General features: G+C 72.4%; 22 protein-coding genes. 10 read left to right on the forward strand and 12 right to left on the reverse strand.

Going from position 1 to position 26,296, the window contains the following annotated elements:
• Positions 1-120: 120 nt before the first annotated feature.
• The 5 genes from ACZ6Z8_RS34970 to ACZ6Z8_RS34990 all read left to right on the forward strand — a co-directional run bounded on the left by ACZ6Z8_RS34970 (position 121) and on the right by ACZ6Z8_RS34990 (position 4,356).
• Positions 121-606 (forward strand): 2-oxo-4-hydroxy-4-carboxy-5-ureidoimidazoline decarboxylase, encoded by a 486-nt coding sequence (locus ACZ6Z8_RS34970; protein WP_465614038.1) that lies wholly within the window; start codon positions 121-123, stop codon positions 604-606.
• Positions 607-912: 306 nt separating this feature from the next.
• Complete coding sequence (gene sdhC / locus ACZ6Z8_RS34975) at positions 913-1,293, forward strand: succinate dehydrogenase, cytochrome b556 subunit (RefSeq protein WP_033332398.1); 381 nt, start codon at positions 913-915, stop codon at positions 1,291-1,293.
• Positions 1,294-1,300: 7 nt separating this feature from the next.
• Positions 1,301-1,792, forward strand: coding sequence for a succinate dehydrogenase, hydrophobic membrane anchor protein (gene sdhD / locus ACZ6Z8_RS34980; protein ID WP_402812795.1), 492 nt, complete (start codon positions 1,301-1,303; stop codon positions 1,790-1,792).
• 51 nt (positions 1,793-1,843) lie between these two features.
• Positions 1,844-3,586, forward strand: a complete 1,743-nt coding sequence (sdhA, locus tag ACZ6Z8_RS34985; protein ID WP_402812793.1) for a succinate dehydrogenase flavoprotein subunit — start codon at positions 1,844-1,846, stop codon at positions 3,584-3,586.
• Positions 3,586-4,356, forward strand: coding sequence for a succinate dehydrogenase iron-sulfur subunit (locus ACZ6Z8_RS34990; protein ID WP_402812791.1), 771 nt, complete (start codon positions 3,586-3,588; stop codon positions 4,354-4,356). Before sdhA ends, ACZ6Z8_RS34990 begins: the two co-directional genes overlap by 1 nt.
• Before the next feature lie 77 nt (positions 4,357-4,433).
• Here the strand turns inward: ACZ6Z8_RS34990 and ACZ6Z8_RS34995 are convergent, their stop codons facing one another.
• Positions 4,434-4,691, reverse strand: a complete 258-nt coding sequence (locus tag ACZ6Z8_RS34995) for an SCO4848 family membrane protein (protein WP_465614039.1) — start codon at positions 4,689-4,691, stop codon at positions 4,434-4,436.
• A gap of 140 nt (positions 4,692-4,831) precedes the next feature.
• On the opposite strand from ACZ6Z8_RS34995, the gene ACZ6Z8_RS35000 reads away from it, so the two are divergent.
• Positions 4,832-6,052, forward strand: a complete 1,221-nt coding sequence (locus tag ACZ6Z8_RS35000) for a D-alanyl-D-alanine carboxypeptidase family protein (RefSeq protein ID WP_465614040.1) — start codon at positions 4,832-4,834, stop codon at positions 6,050-6,052.
• Positions 6,053-6,077: 25 nt separating this feature from the next.
• Here the strand turns inward: ACZ6Z8_RS35000 and ACZ6Z8_RS35005 are convergent, their stop codons facing one another.
• Complete coding sequence (locus tag ACZ6Z8_RS35005) at positions 6,078-6,980, reverse strand: YihY/virulence factor BrkB family protein (RefSeq protein WP_465614041.1); 903 nt, start codon at positions 6,978-6,980, stop codon at positions 6,078-6,080.
• A 90-nt stretch (positions 6,981-7,070) separates the two neighbouring features.
• A complete protein-coding gene (locus tag ACZ6Z8_RS35010) occupies positions 7,071-8,069 on the reverse strand; it encodes a glycosyltransferase family 2 protein (RefSeq protein ID WP_465614042.1) in 999 nt (332 codons plus the stop codon).
• 134 nt (positions 8,070-8,203) lie between these two features.
• Between ACZ6Z8_RS35010 and ACZ6Z8_RS35015 the strand changes: the two genes are divergently transcribed.
• Positions 8,204-11,776 carry a bifunctional glycosyltransferase/CDP-glycerol:glycerophosphate glycerophosphotransferase gene (locus tag ACZ6Z8_RS35015; RefSeq protein ID WP_465614043.1) on the forward strand — a complete coding sequence of 1,191 codons (3,573 nt, stop codon included), beginning with the start codon at positions 8,204-8,206 and terminating at the stop codon, positions 11,774-11,776.
• 280 nt (positions 11,777-12,056) lie between these two features.
• Positions 12,057-14,567 carry a CDP-glycerol glycerophosphotransferase family protein gene (locus ACZ6Z8_RS35020; protein ID WP_465614044.1) on the forward strand — a complete coding sequence of 837 codons (2,511 nt, stop codon included), beginning with the start codon at positions 12,057-12,059 and terminating at the stop codon, positions 14,565-14,567.
• Positions 14,568-14,585: 18 nt separating this feature from the next.
• On the opposite strand, the gene ACZ6Z8_RS35025 is transcribed toward ACZ6Z8_RS35020, so the two are convergent.
• The 6 genes from ACZ6Z8_RS35025 to ACZ6Z8_RS35050 all read right to left on the reverse strand — a co-directional run bounded on the left by ACZ6Z8_RS35025 (position 14,586) and on the right by ACZ6Z8_RS35050 (position 20,158).
• Positions 14,586-15,074: a 2'-5' RNA ligase family protein gene (locus ACZ6Z8_RS35025; protein ID WP_465614045.1), complete on the reverse strand. Its 489-nt coding sequence runs from the start codon at positions 15,072-15,074 to the stop codon at positions 14,586-14,588.
• A 59-nt stretch (positions 15,075-15,133) separates the two neighbouring features.
• Positions 15,134-16,174: a tryptophan--tRNA ligase gene (gene trpS / locus ACZ6Z8_RS35030; RefSeq protein ID WP_380420004.1), complete on the reverse strand. Its 1,041-nt coding sequence runs from the start codon at positions 16,172-16,174 to the stop codon at positions 15,134-15,136.
• A 30-nt stretch (positions 16,175-16,204) separates the two neighbouring features.
• Positions 16,205-17,530, reverse strand: a complete 1,326-nt coding sequence (locus tag ACZ6Z8_RS35035; RefSeq protein WP_465614046.1) for a hemolysin family protein — start codon at positions 17,528-17,530, stop codon at positions 16,205-16,207.
• A gap of 133 nt (positions 17,531-17,663) precedes the next feature.
• Entirely contained in the window at positions 17,664-18,656 is a 993-nt protein-coding gene (locus ACZ6Z8_RS35040) for a malate dehydrogenase (protein WP_465614047.1), read from the reverse strand.
• A gap of 202 nt (positions 18,657-18,858) precedes the next feature.
• Positions 18,859-19,284 (reverse strand): DUF3017 domain-containing protein, encoded by a 426-nt coding sequence (locus ACZ6Z8_RS35045; RefSeq protein WP_051824882.1) that lies wholly within the window; start codon positions 19,282-19,284, stop codon positions 18,859-18,861.
• Between the two features lie 19 nt (positions 19,285-19,303).
• Positions 19,304-20,158 carry a bifunctional methylenetetrahydrofolate dehydrogenase/methenyltetrahydrofolate cyclohydrolase gene (locus tag ACZ6Z8_RS35050; RefSeq protein WP_465614048.1) on the reverse strand — a complete coding sequence of 285 codons (855 nt, stop codon included), beginning with the start codon at positions 20,156-20,158 and terminating at the stop codon, positions 19,304-19,306.
• A 534-nt stretch (positions 20,159-20,692) separates the two neighbouring features.
• Between ACZ6Z8_RS35050 and ACZ6Z8_RS35055 the strand changes: the two genes are divergently transcribed.
• Positions 20,693-21,295, forward strand: coding sequence for a hypothetical protein (locus ACZ6Z8_RS35055; protein WP_465614049.1), 603 nt, complete (start codon positions 20,693-20,695; stop codon positions 21,293-21,295).
• 69 nt (positions 21,296-21,364) lie between these two features.
• Here the strand turns inward: ACZ6Z8_RS35055 and purH are convergent, their stop codons facing one another.
• Entirely contained in the window at positions 21,365-22,942 is a 1,578-nt protein-coding gene (purH, locus tag ACZ6Z8_RS35060) for a bifunctional phosphoribosylaminoimidazolecarboxamide formyltransferase/IMP cyclohydrolase (protein WP_465614050.1), read from the reverse strand.
• A complete protein-coding gene (purN, locus tag ACZ6Z8_RS35065) occupies positions 22,939-23,598 on the reverse strand; it encodes a phosphoribosylglycinamide formyltransferase (protein WP_465614051.1) in 660 nt (219 codons plus the stop codon). The genes purH and purN overlap by 4 nt, the downstream gene beginning before the upstream one ends.
• A 402-nt stretch (positions 23,599-24,000) precedes the next feature.
• Here purN and ACZ6Z8_RS35070 point away from each other — a divergent pair, with 402 nt between their 5' ends.
• On the forward strand, positions 24,001-24,654 hold the full coding sequence (locus ACZ6Z8_RS35070; RefSeq protein ID WP_465614052.1) for a hypothetical protein: 654 nt from the start codon (positions 24,001-24,003) through the stop codon (positions 24,652-24,654).
• A 26-nt stretch (positions 24,655-24,680) separates the two neighbouring features.
• Here the strand turns inward: ACZ6Z8_RS35070 and ACZ6Z8_RS35075 are convergent, their stop codons facing one another.
• Positions 24,681-26,186, reverse strand: coding sequence for a cell division protein PerM (locus ACZ6Z8_RS35075; RefSeq protein WP_465614053.1), 1,506 nt, complete (start codon positions 26,184-26,186; stop codon positions 24,681-24,683).
• Positions 26,187-26,296 lie beyond the last annotated feature (110 nt).

Genomic DNA, 26,296 nt, shown 5'->3' on the forward strand with positions numbered 1-26,296 from the left:
CATACTCCAGCTGCTCCACCACCCCCACCGGCCCCTTCCCGCCCTCACGAGGAGGACCCGCTGGCCAGCGACATCCCGTCACAGCGGCCCGACGCCAGCACCGAGCCGACCCTCCTCGGGTTGCACCGCTTCAACGAAGCGGACGCCGGCGCCGCCGAGGAGGCCCTGTTGGCCTGCTGCGGCAGCCACCGCTGGGCCCTGCGGCTCACCGCACACCGCCCCTACCCCGACATAGAGTCCCTGCTGGCCGCCGCCAGCGAGGCCTCCTACGACCTGCGCCCGACCGACCTCGCCGAGGCGCTGGCCGACGAGAGCTGGATGCCGCAGCCGCTGCTGGGCATGCGCGCACCGGGCAGCCAGGCCGCGCACACCGCGCTGCGGGCGGCCCACGCCGCGTACGAGGCCCGGTTCGGCCACGTCTTCGTGGTCTGCCTGGACCGCGTCGATCCGGAGGAGATGCTCGACACCGTGCTCTCCTCGATCCGCACCCGGCTGGCCAACGACCCGGACGAGGAGCGGCTGATCGCGTCGGACGAGCTCCGGCGGATCGCCCTCACCCGACTGGAGCACCTGGTCGCCACCCATTCGGAGGCCGCGACGCGCTGAGCCCCACCGCCTCCGCCGCCCCCGGCGCCGCCGGACGACCCGTTCGTCCGGCGGCGCCGGCGCGACCGGGCTCCGGCGACCCGAAATCCGCTACACGGGCGAACCGAATCGTCACCCAGAGTGAGTACGGCGGGTTTGGTTCCCGCCCCGCTAGGCCAGAAGTGCCTGATTGATCACACATAGGGGCCCCGGAGGCGGTTCCCGACAAGGCGTCGATAGGATGCTGGCGGCCGGTGGACCGTACCCGGCCGGGCTGACCGACACCGAAGCCGGCCGAGCCCCCAATCGCTTCCGGAGGGTTTTTCCGTGCCGGCTGGAACGCTGTACCGCGGCCGGGAAGGCATGTGGAGCTGGGTGGCTCATCGAGTCACCGGCGTCCTCATCTTCTTCTTCCTGTTCGCCCACGTCCTGGACACCGCACTGGTGCGAGTGTCGCCGGAGTCCTACGACACCGTCATTCAGACGTACAAGACTCCGCTCGTGAACCTGATGGAGTACGGCCTGGTGGCCGCCATCCTGTTCCACGCGCTCAACGGCCTGCGCGTCGTCGCGGTGGACTTCTGGTCCAAGGGCCCGAAGTACCAGAAGCAGATGCTCTGGACCGTCGTCGGAGTCTGGGTCGTCCTGATGGCCGGCTCCTTCTACGGGATCCTGCAGCACACGCTGATCTCCTGGTTCGGGAAGTGAGCTGACCATGTCCACGGAATACTCCGACGCCATCGTCGTCCCCTCGAAGCAGGCGCACACCGGCAAGGGCCTCGGCACCGGCAACCCCGCCGACGCGTTCGTCATCGAGCCGCCGCGCAAGCGGACCGGGAAGACCCCGCGCCGCACCCGCACCAACTTCGAGATGCTGGCCTGGCTCTTCATGCGCCTGTCCGGTGTCGTCCTGGTCGTGCTGATCCTCGGCCACCTGCTGATCATGCTGATCCTCGACGGCGGCGTCTCCAAGATCGGCTTCGCCTTCGTGGCCGGCCGCTGGGCCTCGCCGTTCTGGCAGGGCTGGGACCTCCTCATGCTCTGGCTCGCCATGCTCCACGGCGCCAACGGCATGCGTCAGGTCATCAACGACTACGCCGAGAAGGACTCGACCCGGCTCTGGCTCAAGGGGCTCATGGGTACCGCCACGGTCTTCACCGTGCTGCTCGGCACCCTGGTGATCTTCACCTTCGACCCCAACATCTGAGCCGCGAGCACCATCGACCATCGGCAGAGGCCAGAGGCGAGTTAACCCCCCATGCAGATTCACCAGTACGACACCGTCATCGTCGGCGCCGGCGGCGCCGGCATGCGCGCGGCCATCGAGTCGACGCAGCGCAGCCGCACCGCCGTCCTGACCAAGCTCTACCCGACCCGGTCCCACACCGGCGCGGCCCAGGGCGGCATGTGCGCCGCCCTGGCGAACGTCGAGGAGGACAACTGGGAGTGGCACACCTTCGACACGGTCAAGGGTGGTGACTACCTGGTCGACCAGGACGCCGCCGAGATCATGTGCAAGGAGGCCATCGACGCCGTCCTCGACCTGGAGAAGATGGGTCTGCCCTTCTCCCGCACCGAGCAGGGCCGGATCGACCAGCGCCGCTTCGGCGGTCACTCCCGCAACCACGGCGAGGCCCCGGTCCGCCGCTCGTGCTACGCGGCCGACCGCACCGGCCACATGATCCTCCAGACGCTGTTCCAGAACTGCGTCAAGCACGGCGTCGAGTTCTTCAACGAGTTCTACGTCCTCGACCTGCTGATCAACGAGGGCAAGACGGCCGGCGTCGTCGCGTACGAGCTGGCCACCGGCGAGATCCACGTCTTCCAGGCCAAGGCCGTCGTGTTCGCCTCCGGCGGCACCGGCAAGATGTTCAAGGTCTCCTCGAACGCCCACACCCTCACCGGTGACGGCCAGGCCGTGGCCTACCGCCGCGGTCTGCCGCTGGAGGACATGGAGTTCTTCCAGTTCCACCCGACGGGCATCTGGCGGATGGGCATCCTGCTCACCGAGGGCGCCCGCGGCGAGGGCGGCATCCTGCGCAACAAGGACGGCGAGCGCTTCATGGAGCGCTACGCCCCGGTCATGAAGGACCTCGCGTCCCGTGACGTCTGCTCCCGCGCGATCTACACCGAGATCCGTGAGGGCCGCGGCTGCGGTCCGGAGGGCGACCACGTCTACCTGGACCTGACCCACCTGCCGCCGGAGCAGCTGGACGCCAAGCTGCCGGACATCACCGAGTTCGCGCGCACCTACCTCGGCATCGAGCCCTACACGGACCCGATCCCGATCCAGCCCACCGCGCACTACGCCATGGGCGGCATCCCGACCAACGTCGAGGGTGAGGTCCTGCGCAACAACACCGACGTCGTCCCCGGCCTGTACGCGGCCGGCGAGGTCGCGTGCGTGTCCGTGCACGGCGCCAACCGCCTGGGCACCAACTCCCTGCTGGACATCAACGTGTTCGGCCGTCGCGCGGGCATCGCCGCCGCCGACTACGCCAACGCGAACGAGTTCGTCCCGCTGCCGGAGAACCCGGAAGAGCTGGTCCAGGGCATGGTCGAGAAGCTGCGCGAGTCGACCGGCACCGAGTCCGTGGGGCAGATCCGCAAGGAGCTGCAGGAGACCATGGACGCCAACGCGATGGTGTACCGCACCGGCGCCACCCTGAAGCAGGCGGTCGAGGACATCGCCGCGCTGAAGGAGCGCTACAAGAACGTCTCCATCCAGGACAAGGGCTTCCGCTACAACACGGACCTCCTGGAGGCCATCGAGCTGGGCAACCTGCTCGACCTGGCCGAGGTGCTGGCCGTCTCCGCGCTGGCCCGCGAGGAGTCCCGCGGTGGTCACTACCGCGAGGACTTCCCGACCCGTGACGACGTGAAGTTCATGCAGCACACCATGGCGTACCAGGAGGTCGCCGCCGACGGCAGCACCTCCATCCGCCTCGACTACAAGCCGGTCGTCACGACCCGCTACCAGCCGATGGAGCGTAAGTACTGATGAGCACTCCGACTGTGGAGCACTCGGCCGCTCTGGACGCGGCCGAGGCCGGTGGTATCGAGCTGATCACCGTCACCTTCCGGATCCGCCGGTTCAACCCGGAGGAGCACCCGGACCCGGTGTGGGTCGACTACCAGCTGACGCTGGACCCGAAGGAGCGCGTCCTGGACGCGCTCAACAAGATCAAGTGGGAGCAGGACGGCACCCTCACCTACCGCCGTTCCTGCGCGCACGGCATCTGCGGCTCCGACGCCATGCGGATCAACGGCCGCAACCGGCTGGCGTGCAAGACCCTGATCAAGGACGTCAACCCGGAGAAGCCGATCACGATCGAGGCCATCAAGGGCCTGACGGTCCTCAAGGACCTGGTCGTGGACATGGACCCGTTCTTCCAGGCGTACAAGGACGTCATGCCGTTCCTCATCACCAAGGGGAACGAGCCGACGCGCGAGCGCCTGCAGTCCGCCGAGGACCGCGAGCGCTTCGACGACACCACCAAGTGCATCCTGTGCGCCGCGTGCACGTCGTCCTGCCCGGTGTTCTGGAACGACGGCCAGTACTTCGGCCCGGCCGCCATCGTCAACGCGCACCGCTTCATCTTCGACTCGCGCGACGAGGGTGCCGAGCAGCGCCTGGAGATCCTCAACGACCGTGAGGGCGTGTGGCGCTGCCGCACCACCTTCAACTGCTCGGAGGCCTGCCCGCGCGGCATCGAGGTCACCAAGGCGATCCAGGAAGTGAAGCGGGCGCTGGTCACCCGCCGCTTCTGATCCCCGCCTGACACCGGAGGCCCCGCCCGATCCAAGGATCGGGCGGGGCCTTCGCGGTAACGGGGATCGGCCGGGCGTCAGTCCGTGGCCGGGGCGCGGCGGGTGGCGCGCAGACCGCGGACGCCGATGGTGCCGACGGCGACTCCGAGGACGAAGGACGTGATCGCCAGCAGCAGGTGGATCCAGAAGAAGGCGGTGGGGTGGGAGTGGTCTCCGTTCACGAAGGCCTGGCCGCCGGAGTCCTTCCACAGGTTCTTGACGAAGGTCGTCCAGATCATGATCGACCAGACGCCGAAGGCGGTCAGGAACCAGGAGGTGCGGCGGCTGAGCTTCATGGGGCGGTCCTCGGCGGGTGTGGAGGCGGTGTGCCTCCCCAGTATGCGCGGGCCGCCGATCGGCCTAGGTCGGGCCCCTCGTGCGGAGGACCCGTCCGGTGTGGCGGACGCCACCGCGTCTCCCTGGGTACGGTCAGCTCGTGCCCACACACCGTCATTCCCTCGCGCAGCTGTGCGCCGCGGTCGCCGCGGCCCTCCCGGTTCTGCTCGCCGCCCCGGCGGCGGTCGCGGCCCCGCAGGTGCCGCCTCCGCCGACCGCGGTCGGCGGTGAGCGGCTCGGGCTCCCCGGTGTCCAGGTCAACCCGCTGGCCGGCGCCCCGGCCTTGCCCACGGACCTCACCGGCCAGTCCTGGATAGTCTCCGACGCCGCCTCGGGCGAAGTCCTGGCGGCCTACAACCCGCACCTGCGGCTGCCCCCGGCGAGCACCCTGAAGATCCTCTTCGCGGACACCGTGCTGCCCAAGTTCGACCGCAACGCGGTGCACCGGGTCGCCGACGAGGAGATCCAGAACATCGGCCCCGGCAGCAGCCTGGTCGGCATCAAGGAGAACCTGGACTACCGGGTCGAGGACCTGTGGCGCGGGGTGTTCCTGAGCTCGGGCAACGACGCCGTGCACGTCCTGTCGTTCATGAACGGCGGCATCCAGCCGACCGTCCACGAGATGCAGGCCCGGGCCGAGGCCCTCCAGGCCCGGGACACCAAGGTGATCTCCCCGGACGGCTACGACATGGAGGGCCAGGTGTCCTCGGCCTACGACCTGTCGCTGTTCGCCCGGGCCGGCCTGCGCAACCCGGACTTCCGGATGTACTGCGCGACCCGCGACGCGATGTTCCCGGGCGCCGTGGACAGGAACACCGGTCAGCGCGGCAGCTTCGGGATCGCCAACACCGACCGGCTGCTGGGCAAGTACCCCGGCCTGATCGGGGTGAAGAACGGCACCACCACCAACGCGGGCTCGACCTTCGTCGGCGCCGCCGAGCGGAACGGCCGCACCCTGCTGGTGACGGTGATGCACCCGGCCAGCTACCAGCGGGTCTACGACGAGACGGCCGAGCTGCTGGACTGGGGCTTCGCCGCGGCGGGCAAGGTCCAGCCGGTCGGCCGGCTGGTCGACGAGAAGTCGGCCGACGGCAAGGAGCCGGCCGGCCAGGCGAGCGGCACCACCGGCGCCCCCGCACCGCCGCCGCACGCCGACGCCACCACGCCCCGCCCCGCCGCCGCGTCGGACGGGGACGGCGGGCTCGGCCCGGTCGGCTGGTCGGCCGTGGCGGCCGTGGCCGTGGTCGTGGCGGGCGCCGTGGTCCTCGTCCGGCGCCGCAGGTCGTACCGCCGCCGCAGCTGGGGCCGCTTCGAGTGCTGATCGCCCCGGCCCGGAGGCGGGCGGGTCAGCTCTCCTCGGCCGCGGCCAGCAGCGCCCGGCCGTGCGCCCTGGTCCGCTCGCGGGCGGCCTCCGGGTCGGCGGTCGCCGTCCAGGCCACGCAGTACATCAGCAGCCGGCTGACGAAGTTGATCCACAGCAGCAGCGCCACCGGGGTGGCGAAGGCGCCGTACAGGCTGCGCCCGGCGACCGAGCCGAGGTAGGAGGCGAGCAGCAGCTTCAGGAGCTCGAAGCCGACCGCCCCGATCAGGGCGCCGCGCACGAGGTCCCGGCGGCGCTGGCCGGTGATGCCGGGGAAGGGCGCCAGCAGGTAGGCGAAGAGCAGCGTGTCGCACGCCATGGCGATCAGCACGCCGACCCCGGTCAGCAGGTAGCCGCTGCCGAGGCCGACCGCGTCGGCGATCCGCCCGGCGAGCGTGGTGCCGGCGGCGGAGGCGGCCATGGAGAGCAGCGACACCAGGCCGAGACCGGCCAGCACCACGACGTCCCAGGCCTTGCGCAGCACCAGGTTGCCCTTCTCCTCGGGCAGCTGCCAGAGGTCCCGGATCGAGGTGCGCATGGTGTCCACCCAGCCGAGCCCGGAGACCAGCAGCAGGGCTCCGCCGACCAGCCCGAGGGTGCCCGCGTTGGCCACCAGGGAGGGCAGGTCGAGCGCGTCCGACAGGCCGGGCAGCTGGTCGGAGATGCGGTGCTGCAGGTCGTCCACCTGGCTGCCGTCCAGCGTCGCGACGGCGATCGCCAGGCCCACCGTCAGCAGCGGGAACAGGGCGAGGAAGCCGAAGAAGGTGACGGCTCCGGCCAGCCGGTTGCCGCGGGCGGCGGCGAAGTACTCGTACACCCGGTACGGGCGGCTGCGCAGTATCCGGGCCGCGAGCGGGCCCAGGACCGGAAGGCGGGTCAGGAAGTCCACCCGACCGGTTATACCGGCCCGTCCCCCGAACGGCCGTCAGGCACGGTCCGGACACCCGGGGCGGGGTCGGGGCGGGGTCGGGGCGTTGTCCTACCGGTTGACGAGCCGGCGGGCCTTCGCGAGGGCGCGGACGGCCTGGTACGCGGTGTAGCGGCCCTGCCCGAGCAGCTCGGTGCGCACGCCGTCGACGCCGGCCGGCGGGCGGTAGCCGGCCGGGCGCAGCCGGGCGCAGTGCGCGGCGGCGCGGCGGAAGTACTCACGGCGGTCGCCGGGCGGGACCCGGCCGGGCTTGGCGACCACGGTGTTGAGGTGGTGCAGCATCTTCCCGTAGACGACCGGGCGCCAGGCGTCGAGGTCGGGGCGGCGGTCGAGGAAGGCGAACACCAGGTCGTACTGGGCGAACACGTCGAAGTGCTTGCGGCTGGCGGTGGCGAGGATGTTGCCGCCCTCCTGGCGCTGGCGGTAGTGCACGCCGACCCGGTCGAGCAGGGTGATGCTGGCGGCGGCGAGCAGCGCCGGGTACGTCCAGGGGGTGTCCTCGTAGTACCCGGCCGGGAACTCCAGCCGCTGCTCGGTGACGAACCCGCGGCGGTAGGCCTTGTTCCAGACGACCTGGAGCAGGTCGAGCAGGTCGGGGCGGGCGGCGAGGTCGAAGACGTCCGGGGAGGGGGCGCCGAAGACGTGGCCGGCGGCGGCCCGGGTGATCCGGCCGTCGGCGTAGGTGCGGGCGTAGTCGTAGACCAGGATGTCCGGGTCGCCGGTGGCGGCGAGCCGCTCGTCGACGGCCTTCAGCAGGTCGGGGGTGAGGGTGTCGTCGCTGTCGAGGAAGACGACGTAGTCGCCGGTGGCGACCTCCAGGCCGGCGTTGCGGGCCCGGCCGAGGCCGACGTTCTCCGCCAGGTGCAGCACCCGGACCCGCGGGTCGGCGGCGGCCGCCGCGTCCAGCAGGGCGCCGCAGCCGTCGGGCGAGCGGTCGTCCACCGCGATCAGCTCGAAGTCGGGCCCGGCCTGGCCGAGGACCGATTCGAGGCACTCGGTGAGGTAGTCCTGGACCTGGTACACGGGGACGATGACGCTGAAGCGGGGCACGGGGGCCAGCGTAGTGGGCCCGGGGAGGGCCGGACCCCGGAAGGTAGGATCGGGGCGCACGTACGCACCGATCCAAGTGCGGCCAGACCCCTCGCGGGCTGCCACGCTCCTCCCGAGAAAGGCCTGCGTAGCCGATGGCTCCCCGCCTCTCCATCGTCGTTCCGATCTACAACGTCGAGCGCTACCTCGTCGAATGTCTCGACTCGATCGCCGCCCAGACCTTCACGGACTTCGAGTGCGTCATGGTCGACGACGGTTCGAAGGACGACAGCGCGGCGCTCGCCGAGGCGTACGCGGCGAAGGACTCGCGGTTCCGGCTGGTCCGGCAGGTGAACAAGGGCCTCGGCGCGGCCCGCAACACCGGCATCCGGCACATCGACCCGGACTCCGAGTTCCTGTGCTTCGTGGACAGCGACGACTCGATGCCGCCGAGTGCCTACGAGCTGATGATCAACACGCTGGAGGAGACCGGCTCGGACTTCTGCACCGGCAACGTGCTGCGGTTCCGGGCGGTGGGCTACTACCAGTCCGGCGGCCACTCGAAGCCGTTCAAGGAGACCCGGCTCAAGACCCACATCACCGAGATCCCGGCGCTGGTCACCGACCGCACCGCGTGGAACAAGGTGTACCGCCGCTCCTTCTTCGACGCCGCCGGGCTGCTCTACCCCGAGGGCATCCTGTACGAGGACGCGCCGGTCAGCGTGCCGCACCACTACCTCGCCAAGAGCGTGGACGTGCTCTCCGAGCCGATCTACCACTGGCGCGAGCGCGAGGTCGGCGAGATGTCGATCACCCAGATGCGCACCAACCCCAAGGGCCTGATCGACCGGGTCGCCTCGGTCGAGCTGGTCCGCGCCTGGCTGAAGAAGCAGACCGAGCCGCGCTTCGCCGAGTACCTGCGCTCCTACGACGAGAACACCCTCGTCGAGGAGATCCCGATGTTCTTCTGGTCCGTCGTGGACGGCGACAAGGACTACCGGGACGCCTACGTCCAGCACGTCAGCCGGCTGCTCCGGTCGATCGGCCAGGAGCAGGTCCGCAAGCTGCGCGCGCCGCTGCGGCTGAAGTACCACCTGACCCTGCAGAACCGGGTGGACGAGCTGGTCGAGCAGATCAAGTACGAGGGCGAGAGCGGCGGCGGTGTGCAGGCCCGCGGTCTGCTGCGGCCGTACGCGGACTACCCGTTCCTGCGCGGCGGGCGCAAGAGCGTGCCGTCCAACGTGCTCAAGCTGGACAACTCGCTGGTCATGCGCAGCCGGCTGTACGACAGCGCCTGGGTGGGCGGGAAGCTGCGCCTGACCGGGCACGCGTACCCGGAGCAGCTGGGCGCGGCGAACAAGCACGACATGGTCCGCACCCTGGTGCTGCGCGAGGCCAAGGGCCGCCGGGTGGTCGCCGTGCCGATGAAGACCCAGTACAGCCCCGAGGCGACCGCCAGCTGCAACCACGACCTGTACAGCTGCGACTGGTCCGGCTTCACCGTCTCCCTCGACCCGAAGAAGCTCAAGCACCGCGGCCAGTGGAAGGACGGCCACTGGCGCGTCCTGGTGGCCGGCGCCGGCAAGGGCGGGATCTACAAGGGCCGGATCTCGGCGGGCTGGAGCGACACCGCCGAATCGATCCCGCTGCACTGGGTCGAGCCGGACGTGCGGATCGTGCCCTGGGTCCGGGACAACTTCGTCTACCTCCAGGTGCAGACCGTCAAGGCCCGGGTGACCGGCCTGGCCGCGCACGGCGACCGGGTGGAGGTCTCCGGCACGGCGCGCTCCGGTGCGAGCTTCGCCGGGGCCCGGCTGCGGCTGACCCACGTCGAGTCGGACCGCGAGCTGACCTTCCCGCTGGAGCTGGGCACGCCGGTCGGTGCGCTGCAGCCGTTCACCGCCTCCGTCGAGGTGGCCGAGCTGACGGCCGTCCGCGAGGCCTGGGCCGAGCTGGACCCGGTGGCCGGCGAGCGCGTCCGCGACCGCTGGAACAGCGCGCTGCTGCTGGCCGACGGCACCGCCCTGCCGCTGGTCTGGGACGACCGCAACGCCCCCGAGCAGCTGCACGTGCCGCTGAACCCGCAGGCGCCCGCCGACCAGCGCCGGGCGATCTACACCAAGCCCTCCCCGACGGGGCACCTCCAGTTCTCCGACCAGCTGCTGCAGCCGGTGGTGGACGAGGTGACGGCGCGCGGCGCCGACGGCTTCCTGCTGAGCGGCTCGTTCCCGCTGCCCGGCGCGCACCGCTGGGAGCTGGTGGTCCGGCACCACTGGCGCGAGGAGGAGCACGTCTACCCGGTGGAGATCGCGGACGGCCGCTTCCGCACCGCGCTGCCCGCCGTGCCGACCGCCACCTTCGCCGGTCAGGTCCCGCTCGCCCAGGGCACCTGGCGGGTCTTCTTCCGTCCGGTCGGCGAGGAGGCCGCCGCCCTGCCGGAGAGCCACGTGCAGATCTCCCCGTCCTGCTTCGGCGCGCTGCCGGTGGAGGTGCAGTCCCGCGGCAAGCGGATCGTGCTGGAGCGCCGCTACCACGACTGCCTGTCGCTGGAGTCGCACTCGGCGCTGCTGCCGGAGGAGCGGTCCGGCTTCCGCCAGCGCCAGCTGCGCACCGTCGACTACCCGGCCGCCCGCCGGCTGCCGGTGCGCGACACGGTGCTGTACAACGCCGGGTACGGCAGCGTGTACGCCGGCTCGCCCAGGGCGATCCACGAGGAGCTGGTCCGCCGCGGCCTGCCGCTGGAGCACCTGTGGGGCAGCGACGACATGCAGGCCGACCTGCCGCGCACCGCGCAGACCATCCGGCTCTGGAGCCCGGAGTGGTTCGAGGCGCTGGCGACCGCCAAGTACATCGTCACCAGCACCCACCTGCCCGACTTCTTCGTCCGCCGGCCCGGCCAGGTGGTCGTCCAGACCTGGCAGGGCAGCCCGCTGAAGCAGATCGGCTTCGACTTCGAGAAGGTCTGGTTCACCAATTCGAACTACCTCAAGGGCCTGGCCCGCGAGGTCCCGAACTGGAGCCTGCTGGTGGCCGGCAACAGCTGGTCCGCCCCCGTCCTGCGGCGCGCCTTCGATTACCAGGGCGAGATCCTGGAGAGCGGTTCGCCCCGGAACGACGTCCTGTTCGCGGCCGACCGGGAGAAGACGGCCGAACAGGTCCGTGAACGGCTCGGCCTGCCCGAGGGCAAGAAGGTCGTGCTGTACGCGCCGACCTGGCGCGAGGACCGTCGCCGGCCGAACGGCGGCTACCAGATCGACCTGCGGATCGACCTGGAGGCGGCCAAGGCCGCGCTCGGCGACGACCAGGTGCTGCTGGTGCGCCGGCACAACATGATGTGCGGCCAGATCCCGGGCGCCGGCAACGGCTACATCTGGGACGTCGGCAGCTACCCCGACATGGCGGAGCTGCTGCTGATCGCCGACGTGCTGGTCACCGACTACTCGTCGAGCGTCTTCGACTTCGCCGCCACCGGCAAGCCGATGCTCTTCTTCACCCACGACCTGGAGCACTACCGCGACAACCTGCGCGGCTTCAGCCTGAACTTCGAGGCCGAGGCGCCCGGCCCGCTGCTGCCCACCTCCGAGGCGCTGGTCGACGCGCTCGCCCGGGTGGACGAGGTCGCGGCCGAGCACGCGGACAAGGCGGCCGCGTTCCGTGAGGCGTACTGCGACCTGGACGACGGCAAGGCCTCCGCCCGGGTGGTCGACGCGATGCTCCGCAAGGAGTAGTCACGGCGGTGCCAGCCGAGACGCCCGGCGCGATCCGCGCCGGGCGTCTCCGCGCTCCCTGGGAATTCCCTGAGAACCGCCTGCCCTTTACGCCTCTTTTGCACTCGAACTCACGTTTACCCAACGAATTTCAAAGGAAATTCTCCGAACTGTACAGTTGACCCGGAGTGCCTTCCCGGTATGGGATATCAAATCGGCCCCGTCCGGTCAGCCTCGGCACGGCGGCTCCTCCCGGCCACCGCCATGACCGGGATCCCCTCCCCCGAAGGGCCCCCGCACCATGCCTGCGCTCACCCGGTTCGTTCTGCCGCACTCCGCCCCCCGGGTGAGCGCGGGCCGGCCCGCCGTCGACGAGGACGTGGTGTTCGGACTGCTGCGGGCCCGCTGGCACGGCCGCGGACTGGAGCTCACCGGTTTCGCCCGCCCGCTGGACCTGGACACCGGCCGCCCCGGCTCGGCCTGGACCTGGCTGACCCTGCGCCACGAGGACGGCACCGAGCCGCCCCTCCATCTGCGCTCCAGACCCCGCAAGCTGCCCGAGGTCACCGACGACAGCGCCCAGCCCGACCACAACCACGACTGGTCCGGCTTCACCGTCGTGGTGGAACCCTCCCGGCTGCGCCGCGACGGCCGCTGGCTGCTCGGCGACTGGCAGATCGAGACCACCCTCTTCACCCGCCCCCGCCCCACCCGGCTGCGCCGCCAGTACGGTGCCCTCGCCCCCCACTGGTGCGGCTCCGGCGAGTACCCGCCGGCCCGCTGGGTGGACCGTGACGTGCGCCTCCAGCCGTACTTCGAGGACGACCGGCTGCGGCTGCGGCTGGAGCGCCCCGGCGTCCGGCTCGACCGCGCCGAACCCGCCGCCGACGGCCTCCGGCTGGCCGGCGCCGCCGACCACTGCCCGACCGGCACCGTGCTGCGGCTGTGCCACCGGCAGAGCGACGCGGTGATCGAGCAGCCGCTCACCCGCACCGGCAACACCTTCACCGTCCACCTGCCGTACCGGCCGTTCACCGCCGACGGGCGCGGCCGCGGCACGCTGGAGCACTGGGACGCCGAACTGCTGCGCCCCGACGGCGGCACCGAGCCGCTCTGCCTGGACGAGCGCCGCGGCCCGGTGGCCGGCCAGCACCCGCTGCCGGACGCCCCGGACCGGGTGCTCTACCTCAAGCACCTCTCCGACGGCCGGCTCCAGGTCTGCGTCCAGCCGGCCGCCGGGGTGGTCGACCGGATCGAGGTGCACTTCGCCGGCTTCGAACTGTCCGGCCACTGCCCGGACCCGGCCGCCGACCAGCTGGAGCTGGTCCTGCGGCACAGCGGCACCGCGGGCGAGGTCCGCGCCCCGGTCGAACCCGAACCGGACGGCCGCTTCCGGGTGCGGGTGCCCGCCACCCGCACCGGCTCGGACGGCGCCGTGCTGCCGCTGCGCAAGGGCATCTGGGAGGCCGCCCTGGAGCCGGCCGACCGCTCCGGCCCGGCCCGGCCGCTGATCGCCTCCGCCGCCGTCCTGCCCACCCTGCCCGCCACCGCGACCACCGGCGGCAAGCACGTCCTGCTGCAGCGCCGCTGGCACGACACCCTGCTGGTGGACTCCACCCCGGTGCTCGACGCCACCGAGCGCAGCGCCTGGACGCAGGCCCGGCTGCGCACCGAGCACTACCCGGCCGCCCGCCGCGAACCGCTGCGCGAGGCGGTGCTGTACGACGTGTTCGGCGGCCGCGGCTACGCCGACTCCCCGCGCGCGGTGCACGCCGAACTCGCCCGTCGCGGTGAGCCGTTGGAACACCTGTGGGTGGTCGACGACGGCCAGGCCGAGCTGCCGCCCGGGGTCGTGCCGGTGCGGATCTGGAGCCCGGAGTGGTACCGCGCCCTGGCCACCTGCCGCTACCTGGTCGGCAACACCCACTTCCCGGACTTCCTGGAGCGCCGCGAGGGCCAGGTCGTGGTGCAGACCTGGCACGGCTCACTGCTGAAGCGGATCGCCCACGACGTCGAGAACTCCTGGCTGTCCGACCACGGCTACCTGGAATCCCTCGACCGGGAGACCCCGCAGTGGAGCCTGCTGCTCTCCCCCAGCCCGTTCGCCACCCCGATCCTGCAGCGCGCCTTCCGCTACGACGGCGAGGTCCTGGAGTCCGGCTACCCGCGCGGCGACGTCCTGGCCGAACCGGACCCGCGGGTCGCCGCGACCGTCCGCAGGCGGCTCGGCATCCCCGAGGGCAAGCGGGTCGTGCTGTACGCGCCGACCTGGCGCGAGGACCAGCAGCGCGGCGACGGCGAGGGCTTCCGGCTCGACCTGCGGCTGGACGTCGACCACGCCCGCCGGCTGCTCGGCGAGGACCACGTGCTGCTGGTCCGCCCGCACTCCCACGTGCGCGAACCGCTGCCGGGCGCCGGCGACGGCTTCCTGTACGACTGCGGGGACTTCCCCGACCCGCAGGAACTGCTGCTGATCGCGGACGTCCTGGTGACCGACTACTCGTCGATCATGTTCGACTTCGCGATCACCGGCCGCCCGGTCTACTTCTTCACCTACGACCTGGAGCACTACCGCGACACCCTGCGCGGCTTCTACTTCGACTTCGAGCGCAACGCCCCCGGCCCGCTGGTGCCGGACTCCGCGGAACTGCTCGGCGCGCTGCGCGAACTCGCCGACAGCGGAACGGAGTCGGCGCCCGGGTACGCCGAGCGCTACCGGCGCTTCCGGGCCGAGCACTGCGCCCTGGACGACGGCGGAGCGTCCCGCCGGGTGGTCGACCGGATGCTCGAACTCGGCCGTACGGCGCGGTAGTCCACGCGCCGTACCGGTTCACGAGAAGCGGTAGTTCCGCCAGGGCCGCCAGACCTCGTCCGCGTCGAACCGGGAGAGCGAGAAGCCGGGCACCAGGAAGGACGCCCGGAACCCGCGCGCCTGCTCGTACGCCTGGTCCAGCACGTCGTCCGGCAGGCCGTGGGCGACCGTCACGTGCGGGTGGTACGGGAAGGCCAGTTCACGGGCCAGCGGGCCGGAGCGGACGTCCGCCTCCAGCAGCCGGCACTCCTGCGCGCCCTCCTCGACCCGGACGAACACCACCGGCGACACCGGGCGGAAGGTGCCGCCGCCGCGCAGCAGCATCCGGAACGGCCGGTGCGCGGCCGCCACCGCCGCCAGGTGCTCCTCGACCTTCGGGAGCTCCTCGGCGGGCAGCTCGGTCGGCGGCAGCAGGGTGACGTGCGTCGGTATCGAGCGCGCCTGCGGATCGCCGTGGCCGGCCCGCGCGTCCTGGATCCACGTGCCGTACGGGTCCGGAACGCTCACGGACACGCCGATGGTGACGGGCGAGCCACCGTCACCACCGGGCAGGCGTGTGAGGGGAGTCACCGCTTGGCGGCCGGGAGGAAGCCGATCCGGTCGTACACCGTGGCCAGCGTCTCGGAGGCCACCGCGCGGGCCTTCTCGGCGCCGATCGCCAGTACCCGGTCCAGCTCGGCCGGGTCGTCCAGGAAGGTGCCGGTGCGCTCCTGGAAGGGCGTCACCCACTCGGCGAACAGCTCGGCCAGCTCGGTCTTCAGGGCGCCGTACATCTTGCCCTCGAAGTGCGCGACCAGCTGCTCGACCGACTGGCCGCTGAGCGCCGAGTGGATCCGCAGCAGGTTGGAGACGCCGGGCTTCTGCTCCTCGTCGTAGGAGACGACGGTGCCGGTGTCGGTGACGGCGCTCTTGAACTTCTTGGCGCTGACCTTCGCCTCGTCCAGCAGGCTGACCAGGCCCTTGGGCGAGGACGCCGACTTGCTCATCTTGATGCCCGGGTCCTGGAGGTCCATGATCTTCGCCGTCTCCTTGAGGATGTACGGCTTGGGGATCGTGAAGACCGGGGCGTAGCGGGAGTTGAAGCGCTCCGCGATGTCGCGGGTGATCTCCACGTGCTGGCGCTGGTCCTCGCCGACCGGGACGGCGTCCGCCTGGTAGAGCAGGATGTCCGCGATCTGCAGGATCGGGTAGGTGAACAGGCCGACGGTGGTGCTGTCGGCGCCGTACCGGGAGGACTTGTCCTTGAACTGGGTCATCCGGGAGGCCTCGCCGAAGCCGGTGAGGCAGTTCATCACCCAGGCGAGCTGCGCGTGCTCGGGCACGTGGGACTGGACGAACAGGGTGCAGTGCTCCGGGTCCAGGCCCGCGCCGAGCAGCTGGGCGGCGGAGATCCGGGTGTTCTGGCGCAGGGTCGCCGGGTCCTGCGGCACGGTGATCGCGTGCAGGTCGACGACCATGTAGAAGGCGTCGTTCTCCTTCTGCAGGTCGACCCACTGGCGCACCGCGCCCAGGTAGTTGCCGAGGTGGAACGAGCCTGAGGTGGGCTGGATCCCGGAGAGCACCCGGGGACGGTCCTTGACCGGACCAGTGACCGCTGCGTTGACCATGCGCGCCATTGTTCCAGTTCCCCCGGTCGCTCAGGAAACCTCCGCCCCAGCGGGCTCCTCCGGTGTGACCGCACTCACCCTCACCCGGGCGATCCGCCGGCCCTCCACCTTGGCCACCGTCAGCAGCACCGCCCCGCCGCCCTCGACCGGGACCCGGGCGTGGTCACCGTCCCGGGGCAGCCGGCCGAGCGAGGCGACCAGGCAGCCGGCCACCGTCTCGTACGGGCCCTCGGGCAGGGCGACGCCGGTCTCCTCCGCGAAGTCGCCGAGGTTGAGCAGTCCATCCAGCTCCATGCCGCCGCCGGCCAGCCGGCGGGTGGGGGCGGCCTCCGGCCGGTCGTACTCGTCGCGGATCTCGCCGATCACCTCCTCGACCAGGTCCTCCAGGGTGACGATGCCGGCGGTGCCGCCGTACTCGTCCACCACGATGGCCAGGTGGTGGCCCTCCCGGCGCATCTCCCCCATCGCCTCCAGCACCCGTTTGGTGCCGGGCAGCAGCTTGACCGGGCGGGCCAGGTCGCGGACCTTGACGGCCTGCTCGCCGCGGGCGCCGTACAGGTCCCGGACGTGGACGAAGCCGACCACGGCGTCGGCGCTGCCCTCGACGACCGGGTAGCGCGAGTGCGGCGAGGTCTCGGCCTGGTGCCGCACCGCGGCCAGCGGACGTTCGGCGTCCAGGAAGGTCACCTCGGTGCGGGGCACCATCACCTCGCGCAGCTGGCGCTCCCCGGCGGCGAACACGTCCGCGATCAACGCCCTTTCGTCGCTTCCCAGTTCGGTGTTGGAGGCGACCAGGCCGCGCAGTTCCTCGGAGCTCATCGAGCCGCGCCCGGCCGTCGGGTCGCCGCCGAACAGCCGGACCATCAGGTTGGTGGAGTGGCCGAGCAGCCAGATCGCCGGGCGCAGCGCCACCGACATTACGTCCACCACGGGGGCCGCGACCACCGCGATGGACTCGGCGCGCTGCAGGCCGATCCGCTTGGGGGTGAGCTCGCCGAGCACCAGCGAGACGTAGCTGATCATCAGGGTGAGTCCGACCAGGGCGACCGCGTCCGCCATCCCCCGGGACAGCCCGGCGTCGACGAACAGCGGGGCGACCTTGCCGGCCAGGGTGTCGGCGCCGAAGGCCGCGGACAGGAAGCCCATGCAGGTCACGCCGACCTGGACGGCGGCCAGGAAGCGGTTGGGGTCGGCGGCCAGGTGCGCGGCCCGGGCCGAGCGCCGGGTGCCGCGCGCCTCCAGGGCCCGGATCTGGCCCTCGCGCAGCGAGATCAGCGAGATCTCGGCGACGTTGAACAGCCCGCCCAGCAGGATGAAGACGAGGACGAGCGCGGCGTCCCCGAGGGTTTCGTTCACAGCGGGCCAGTGTAGGCGGCGGGCGTGGACGGGAGCCGGAAGCGGCGTGGCCGGACACGGGCCGGGAACGGCGACGGCCCGCCGCCTCCCGGGAGGGAGGGACGGGCCGTCGGGAAGGCCGCGGGGGCGGGGCTCAGATGAGGCCCAGCTCCTGGACCGCGTCGCGCTCCTCGGTCAGCTCCTTGACCGAGGCGTCGATGCGGGCGCGGGAGAAGTCGGAGATCTCCAGGCCCTGGACGATCTCGAACTTGCCGTCCTTGGTGGTGACCGGGAAGGAAGAGATCAGGCCCGCCGGGACGCCGTAGGAGCCGTCGGAGACGACACCCATGGAGGTCCAGTCGCCCTCGGCGGTGCCGTTGACCCAGGTGTGCACGTGGTCGATGGCGGCGTTGGCGGCCGAGGCGGCCGAGGAGGCGCCGCGGGCGTCGATGATGGCGGCGCCGCGCTTGGCGACGGTCGGGATGAAGTCGTTCTCCAGCCAGGCCTGGTCGCTGCCGATGGCCTCGAAGGCCGGCTTGCCGGCGACCTCGGCCTGGAAGATGTCCGGGTACTGGGTCGCGGAGTGGTTGCCCCAGATGGTGACGCGCTTGATGTCGGAGACCAGGGCGCCGGTCTTGGCGGACAGCTGGCCGACCGCGCGGTTGTGGTCCAGGCGGGTCATCGCGGTGAAGCGCTCGGCCGGGACGTCCGGGGCGTTGCGCTGGGCGATCAGGGCGTTGGTGTTGGCCGGGTTGCCGACGACCAGGACCTTGATGTCGTCCGCGGCGTGGTCGTTGATGGCCTTGCCCTGCGGGCCGAAGATGCCGCCGTTGGCCTGCAGCAGGTCGCCGCGCTCCATGCCGGCGGTGCGCGGACGGGCGCCGACCAGCAGCGCGACGTTGGCGCCGTCGAAGGCCTCGTTCGGGTTGTCGGTGATCTTGATGTCCCGCAGCAGCGGGAAGGCGCAGTCGACGAGCTCCATGGCGGTGCCCTCGGCGGCCTTGAGGCCCTGCGGGATCTCCAGGAGGCGCAGGTTCACCGGCACGTCGGCACCGAGCAGGTGGCCCGAGGCGATGCGGAAGAGCAGCGCGTAGCCGATCTGGCCGGCAGCTCCGGTGATGGTGACGTTGACGGGGGTGCGGGTCATTTCTACCTTCTCCAGCAAATCGCCAGGTGCCCCAGGCACACCGGCACTGGAGCCAGGATGATCTCTCGACATCGAGAGACCGGCGTCAGGTTATCGCAAAGGGAAGCCTACGCCGGGTGTGCGGGCGTGGCTGATGCGTCACAGACGCACGCGGCCCCGCCCGGGTTTCCGGGCGGGGCCGCGTGGGCACGGAAACCGGCCCTCAGTGCTTGGGCCGGCCGATCAGCTGGCCGATGTTGTCCAGCAGCGGGATCTCCAGCCACGGGTTCGGCTGCGCGACCAGGGTCAGCAGCACGATCGAGGCACCCAGGAAGGCCAGCACGATCACGTCGGTGAAGCGGCTGCGCACCGCCAGCATCCCGACCTCGGGCAGCACCAGCCGCAGCACCGCGCCGAGCAGCACCCCGGTGCCGAGGATCAGCAGCCCGTACTTGAAGCCGTCCTTGAAGTCGGCGAACCAGGTGACCGCGAGGCCGGCGCCGACCACCGACAGCACCAGCGTGATCGGCCACTGCCGGACCGGCAGGGCGTGGTCGCGCCCGAGGGCCGGGGCGGCGCCCTCCGGCGGCAGGGTGCCGGTGGTCCTGACCGGCCTTTGCCGGGACCGCGCCGGTCGCGGTTCAGTCATGCTCGCCGTCCCTCGGGGGTCAGACGCCGGCGCGGCGCTCGGCCGCCTCGACGATGTTGTTCAGCAGCATCGCGCGGGTCATCGGGCCCACGCCGCCGGGGTTCGGGGAGATCCAGCCGGCCACCTCGGCCACGCCCGGGTGGACGTCGCCGACGATCTTGCCCTCGCTGCGGCTGACGCCGACGTCCAGCACCGCGGCGCCCGGCTTGACGTCCTCCGGCTTGACCAGGTGCGGCACGCCCGCGGCGGCCACGATGATGTCGGCCTTGCGCAGGTGGGCGCCGAGGTCCCGGGTGCCGGTGTGGCACAGGGTGACGGTGGCGTTCTCGCTGCGGCGGGTCAGCAGCAGGCCGATCGAGCGGCCGACGGTGATGCCACGGCCGACCACGACCACCTCGGCGCCGTTGATCTCCACGTCGTGCCGGCGCAGCAGCTCGACGATGCCGAGCGGGGTGCAGGGCAGCGGGCCCTCGATGCCCAGCGCCAGCCGGCCGAGCGAGGTCGGGTGCAGGCCGTCGGCGTCCTTGTCCGGGTCCATCAGCTCCAGGACCGGGTTCTGGTCCAGGCCCTTGGGCAGCGGCAGCTGGACGATGTAGCCGGTGCAGGACGGGTCGGCGTTGAGCTCGCGGACGACGTTCTCGACGTCCTCCTGGGTGGCGGTGGCGGGCAGCTCGCGCTGGATGGAGGCGATGCCGACCTCGGCGCAGTCCTTGTGCTTCCCGTTGACGTACCAGCGGCTGCCCGGGTCGTCGCCGACCAGGACGGTACCGAGGCCGGGCGTGACGCCCTTCGCCTTGAGGGCCGCCACGCGGGCGGCGAGTTCGGACTTGATCGCGGCGGCGGTGGCCTTGCCATCGAGAATCTGGGCAGTCATGACCCCATTCTCCCGGATCGCGACCGCACCCCGTACCGGGGCGGCCCGCCGGCCGTTCGGACGACGGCCAGGAGACCGGCCAGGAGACCGGACGGGCGACCGGACGGGCGACCGGACGGGTACGGAAGGTCCGCACCACGTTGCGGTTGCGCCACAGTCTCGGCCTGGCGCCCACAACCGGCTGGACAGCGCGCTGCCGTCCGGACGACGATATGCGGGCATCCCCTGCCGCGACCCGGCCCGGTGACGGGCCGACGGATCCCGCGGCGGGGCGTACCCGGGGGAAAGAGCCAGTGATCCGACCACAGCAGTCCGCACAGCCAGACCGCCACGGCGACGTCCTCACCGCGCCGTGCCCGTCCCGGCGTCCGATCACCCGCTCGTCACAGCACTGAGCCGGCCGCGCCCGTCACCGCCGCCGGGCTGTCACCGCGCTCCGGTACCGTCCCGTTCCGTCGGCGACCCGACTCGCCGGCCGCAACCGGGTCCTCCGCCGTCCCGTCCCCACGTCCCCGCAACTGCCCGGAGGCATCCATGAGTTACCCGCCCGACCCGAACAACCCGTACGGCCAGCCGCCCGCGCCCGGCTACGGCTACCCGCAGCAGGCCCCGCCGCCGGCCCCGGGCTACGGCTACCCGCAGCCGGCCGCCCCGGCGTACGGCTACGCGCCGGCCCTGCCGCAGGTCATGCCGGGCCTGGTGATGACCACCCGGGTGCTGCTGTTCGTCATCGGCGGTGTGCAGGTGATCCTCGCGGGGTTCTGCCTGATCGCGGCCGCGGTCGCCAACGACGCCGTCAACAAGACCTCGACGAGCAGCGACGACTTCGTCTCCTCGATCGGCCACGCCGCGATGGGCATCCTGCTGGTCATCGGCGTCGTGTGGGCGCTGGCCGCCGCGCTGTCCATCACGCTGGGCGCGAAGTTCGGCAAGGGCGGCAACGGTGTCCGGATCACCACCATCGTCTACGCCTCGATCGCCGCGCTGTTCGGCGTGGTCGACCTGATCGGCGGGATCAACACCAAGATCACGGCGAACATCATCATCGGGCTGGTCTGGGTCGCGATCTGCGTCATCTGGATCACCGCCATGTGCGTCCGGGACGGCGTCAACTGGTTCAACCGGCCGCGGTACTGACGGACGGCACGGAACACGGCGAAGCGGCCCGGCTCCCTCCTCGAAGGGGGCCGGGCCGCTTCGTGCCACTCAGTGGAAGAAGTGGCGCGCGCCGGTGAAGTACATCGTCACGCCGGCCTTCTCGGCCGCCTCGATGACCTGCTCGTCACGGATCGAACCGCCCGGCTGGACGATCGCCCGCACGCCGGCGGCGATCAGGATCTCCGGACCGTCCGGGAACGGGAAGAAGGCGTCCGAGGCCGCGTACGCGCCCTTGGCCCGCTCGCCGGCCCGCTCGACCGCGAGCTTGCAGGAGTCGACCCGGTTGACCTGGCCCATGCCGACGCCCACCGAGGCGCCGTCCTTGGCCAGCAGGATCGCGTTGGACTTGACGGCCCGGCAGGCCCGCCAGGCGAAGGCCAGCTCGGCCAGCTCGGCCGCCGGGAGCGCCTCGCCGGTGGCCAGCGTCCAGTTCGCCGGGTCGTCGCCCTCGGCCTGCACCCGGTCGGCGTCCTGGAGCAGCACGCCGCCGGAGATCGGGCGCACCTCCTGGCGGTTGGCCGGGGCCTCGGGGGCGACCAGCACCCGGATGTTCTTCTTGCGGGCCAGCACCTCGACCGCGCCGTCCTCGAAGGCGGGGGCCACGACGACCTCGGTGAAGATCGGGGCGATCTGCTCGGCCAGCTCGACGGTGACCGGGCGGTTGACCGCGATCACGCCGCCGTACGCGGAGACCGGGTCGCACTCGTGCGCCTTGCGGTGCGCCTCGACGACGTCGGCGCCGGTCGCGATGCCGCACGGGTTGGCGTGCTTGATGATCGCGACGGCCGGCTCGGCGTGGTCGTACGCGGCGCGGCGGGCGGCGTCGGTGTCGACGTAGTTGTTGTACGACATCTCCTTGCCGTGCAGCTGCTGGGCGCCGGCCAGGCCGCCGGTGCCGTCGCTGTACAGCGCGGCGCCCTGGTGCGGGTTCTCGCCGTAGCGCAGCACGTTCTGCCGCTCCCAGGTGGCGCCGAGGAACTCGGGGAAGCTCTCGTCGCTGGGGGCGTAGCCGGCCTCGAACCAGGAGGCCACGGCCACGTCGTAGGCGGCGGTGTGGGCGAACGCGGCACCGGCCAGGCGCTTGCGGGTGGCCAGGTCGAAGCCGCCCTCGCGAACGGCCGTCAGCACGTCCTCGTAGCGGGCCGGGTCGACGACCACGGCCACCGACGGGTGGTTCTTGGCGGCGGCGCGGACCATGCTCGGGCCGCCGATGTCGATCTGCTCGACGCACTCGTCCGGAGTGGCGCCCGAGGCGACGGTGGCCTTGAACGGGTAGAGGTTCACCACGACCAGGTCGAAGGGCTCGACACCGAGCTCGGCCAGCTGCGCGCGGTGCGACTCCAGGCGCAGGTCGGCGAGCACGCCGGCGTGCACGCGGGGGTGCAGCGTCTTCACGCGCCCGTCCAGGCACTCCGGGAAGCCGGTCAGCTCGGAGACCTCGGTCACCGGCACGCCGGCGGCGGCGATCCGGCCGGCGGTGGAGCCGGTGGAGACGATGGCGACCCCGGCGGCGTGCAGGCCCTGGGCCAGCTCCTCCAGACCGGTCTTGTCGTACACGCTGATCAGCGCGCGACGGATCGGACGGATGTTCTCCGAAACGGGCGGCGTGGTGGAGCTCGCACTCATGCGGGGATCCAAACCTTTCGGTCCTCGATGCGGTGACCTTCGCGGGCCAGCCGGCCCACGACGTCGACGAGCAGCTTGCGCTCGACAGTCTTGATGCGCTCGTGCAGCGCTTCGCCGCCATCGGCGTGGTCGGCGTCGACGACCTCGACGACGCCCTGCGCGATGATCGGCCCGGTGTCCACGCCGGCGTCGACCAGGTGGACGGTGCAGCCGGTGACCTTCACCCCGTACGCGAGCGCGTCGGTGACGCCGTGGGCGCCGGGGAAGGCGGGCAGCAGTGCGGGGTGGGTGTTGACGATCCGCCCGGCGAAGGCCGCGATGAACGCGGGGCCGAGGATCTTCATGAAGCCGGCCGTCACCACCAGGTCCGGCTGGTGGGCGGCGACGGAGGCGGTCAGCGCGCCGTCCCAGGCGGCCCGGTCCGCGAAGTCCTTGACGCGGTGGACGAAGGTCGGCAGCCCCGCCTTCTCGGCACGGTCGAGGCCGGCGATGCCGTCCCGGTCCGCGCCCACGGCCACGATCTCGGCGCCGTACGCCGGATCGGCCACGGCGTCGATCAGCGCCTGGAGGTTGGTGCCGGAGCCGGAGACCAGCACCACGAGACGGGCCGGTCCGGGCGTACGGGGCGGGAAGAGCTGAGCGGGGGCGGCGGCCACTGCGCGATTCTCCGTAGGTCGGGCGCCGTCCGCTGGTACGTCCACCGGTGGTGGGGCCACTACGAACGGCAGGTCGAGCGAAGGGGAACACCAGGAGAACCCGCCGTGACGCGGGTCCCGGGGAACCTATCTGAGCTGCTGACCGTCACCACGATAACGGCTGGTCGGAGGGCCTCCGCACCCTCCTGGCGGCGCTACGCGCGTAGTTGAGACGGGGATCTCCTCGGGTCCGCCGCACCGGGGTTGCGCACGGCCCGTACGGTTCGGGCAGGCCCCCGCCGGGCCCTCGAACGCTTGCGGGATCATTGGGGGCGCGGGAGACCGCTCCGAACGCGCGACCTTCCGAACGAGCCAGCACCGAGCCACGACCGAAGCCCCGACCGAGAAGGAACGGCTGAACCCATGAGCAGCGGCGACGAGACCGACGAGCGCAACCCCTTCGCGCCGCCGCCGGCGGACGCCCCGGACCAGCCGTGGCGGCCGCGCAGCCCCTGGCCCGGCCAGGGCCCCGACGGCAACGGCGGCCAGGGCGGTCAGGGTGGCCAGGACGGCGGTCAGGACGGCGACCGCCCGCCGTTCCCGCCGCCGTGGAGCCAGGGCCTCGGCGACGGCCGCCCCGGCCGGGGCCCGCAGGCCCCGCAGCCGCCCCGGCTCGACCCCACCGACCCGAACCACCGCAAGGCCCGCAACGCCGCCTTGGCCGGACCCTTCGCGCTGGTCTGCCTGTTCGCCGGCTTCCACTGGATCGCGCTGCTGGTCGGGCTGCTCGGCATCGCCTGGGGCATCGGCGCGCTGCGGGCCAAGCGGCCCGCCGCCGCGGCGGCCGCGGGCGGACCCGCGGGGATTCCGGCGCCGAACCCGCTCACCCCGGCCGCGCTCGCCGGAATCCTCACCGGCGCGATGACCGTGGTGGTCGCCACCTCGGTGATCGGGCTCGGCTACTACTACCAGGACTACGTGACCTGCGTGCGGGACTCGCTGACCACCGTCGGCGCCGAGAACTGCGACCGGTACGCCCCGCAGTGGTACGTGGACTTCACCGGGAACGCCGAGTAGCGCCCGACCGACCCTGGGCCGCCGGCTCAACGGGTGGGCCCCCGGGACAGCCGCAGGACCAGGGCGTGGGTACGGGCGCGCAGCCCCAGCGCACTCCGGCGCACCCGGACCGCGAGCCCGGCGTACGCACAGGCCGTGCGCGCGGCCCCGGCCGTGGCCCCCGCACCGACGCCGAGCCCGGCGTCCGCCGCACGCTCGGCGGTCTCCGCCCGCTCGACGTCGTCCGCATGCTCGACGTCGTCCGCGTTCCCGGGGTCCGCCGGGCCGAGCGCGCGGTGGCGGACCAGCAGGGCACCCGGTACGGCCACCGCGGCGAGCCAGCCCGCCGCCGCCAGGCCCGTCCACCACGGCACCGGCCCCAACCGGGCCATCCGCCCGGCCGCCAGCGCCCCGCCGGACAGCCAGCCCAGCGCCGCCGCCCCGGCGCCGAGCAGCAGCGCGGCCGCCAGGGCCGCGACCGCCGTCGCGGCGGGCGCCCAGGGGCCGGCACCGACCGGGGAACGGCGGCCCGCCGCCGCCCGGCCCAGCAGGACCGCGGGCACCAGCCCCGCCAGCAGCGGCAGCAGCAGCGCCGCCAGCCGCCAGCCGCCCGGGCCGCCCTCCTGGGGCAGCAGGGCGAACAGCGGGAACTCCGGCACCGCGCCGAGCTCCGTACCGCCCGGCGACACCAGCGTCCCGGCGCCGACCTCGAAGCCCGGGCCCAGCGCGTACGCCGTTCCCCACAGCACCGCGTTCGGCAGCAGCACCACGGTGAGCATCAGCAGCCCGGACAGCGCCGCGGGCCCGCGCCCGAGCAGCGCCGTCCCCCGCCCGCCGCCGGCCCCGGCGTCCAGCGCCGCCGCCACCGCCACCAGCAGCCCGCCCGCGGCCACCAGCCCCGCTCCGGCCGCGGCGGCCGCCCGGCACACGGCGGGCATCCCGCCGACCGGCCGCCAGCCCGGCGGGAGCCGGTCGACCAGGAACCCGATCCCGACGGCCTCCGGCCGGAGAGGCCGGAGAGGCCGCAGGGGCCCGAAGGGCCGGACGGACCGGACGCCCGCGGCCGTCGACAGCCCGGCGACCAGACCCACCACCAGCAGGTCCGCCAGCACCCGGCTGCGGAACAGCCCGGCGCCCGAGCAGTGCAGCGCCACCACGACCGCCACCCCGCAGTACCCCGTCCACAGCGCCACCGGGCCGCCCCAGCGCGAACGCAGCCCGCGCCGCGACGCCACCCCCGCGCCCGCCCGGTACAGCAGCACCACCACCAGGGCGCCGAGCAGCAGCGGAGTGACGGTCAGCGGGGCGTCGGCACCGCCGCGCACCACCGGCGCGCCGTGCCCGAGCAGCCAGAGCACGCCCGCCAATCGGGTGGCAGCGGCCGCGTCCGAGTCGGCGTACGGCGTCGCCACCCAGAGCCCCAGCACCGGAACCCCGACCACCGCGAGACCGACCAGCGCCGTCCGCACCCCCGTCAACAGGTCGGCCAGCACCGGGCGTCCGCCCAGTTCGCTCGGCACCTCCAGGAGCGGACGGCCCATCAGCTGCGTCATGCGCCTCATGGTGCCAAGGCGACTCGCCATGCTCCGTGAACCGGCAAACCGCCGCCGTGTCCCAGATTATTGTCTTATGCGCCTTTTCAGACCCTGCCCCCAAGCCGCCG

Source organism: Kitasatospora sp. NPDC101108 (assembly GCF_055584725.1).

Coding starts and splice junctions, on each gene's coding strand:
- ACZ6Z8_RS35040 (WP_465614047.1), bottom strand. CDS start 18,656: ATGACCCGCACCCCCGTCAACGTCACCATCACCGGAGCTGCCGGCCAG.
- sdhD (WP_402812795.1), top strand. CDS start 1,301: ATGTCCACGGAATACTCCGACGCCATCGTCGTCCCCTCGAAGCAGGCG.
- ACZ6Z8_RS35015 (WP_465614043.1), top strand. CDS start 8,204: ATGGCTCCCCGCCTCTCCATCGTCGTTCCGATCTACAACGTCGAGCGC.
- ACZ6Z8_RS35070 (WP_465614052.1), top strand. CDS start 24,001: ATGAGCAGCGGCGACGAGACCGACGAGCGCAACCCCTTCGCGCCGCCG.
- trpS (WP_380420004.1), bottom strand. CDS start 16,174: ATGGTCAACGCAGCGGTCACTGGTCCGGTCAAGGACCGTCCCCGGGTG.
- ACZ6Z8_RS35045 (WP_051824882.1), bottom strand. CDS start 19,284: ATGACTGAACCGCGACCGGCGCGGTCCCGGCAAAGGCCGGTCAGGACC.
- ACZ6Z8_RS35055 (WP_465614049.1), top strand. CDS start 20,693: ATGAGTTACCCGCCCGACCCGAACAACCCGTACGGCCAGCCGCCCGCG.
- purH (WP_465614050.1), bottom strand. CDS start 22,942: ATGAGTGCGAGCTCCACCACGCCGCCCGTTTCGGAGAACATCCGTCCG.
- sdhA (WP_402812793.1), top strand. CDS start 1,844: ATGCAGATTCACCAGTACGACACCGTCATCGTCGGCGCCGGCGGCGCC.
- ACZ6Z8_RS35050 (WP_465614048.1), bottom strand. CDS start 20,158: ATGACTGCCCAGATTCTCGATGGCAAGGCCACCGCCGCCGCGATCAAG.
- ACZ6Z8_RS34995 (WP_465614039.1), bottom strand. CDS start 4,691: ATGAAGCTCAGCCGCCGCACCTCCTGGTTCCTGACCGCCTTCGGCGTC.
- ACZ6Z8_RS35075 (WP_465614053.1), bottom strand. CDS start 26,186: ATGACGCAGCTGATGGGCCGTCCGCTCCTGGAGGTGCCGAGCGAACTG.
- ACZ6Z8_RS34990 (WP_402812791.1), top strand. CDS start 3,586: ATGAGCACTCCGACTGTGGAGCACTCGGCCGCTCTGGACGCGGCCGAG.
- ACZ6Z8_RS35020 (WP_465614044.1), top strand. CDS start 12,057: ATGCCTGCGCTCACCCGGTTCGTTCTGCCGCACTCCGCCCCCCGGGTG.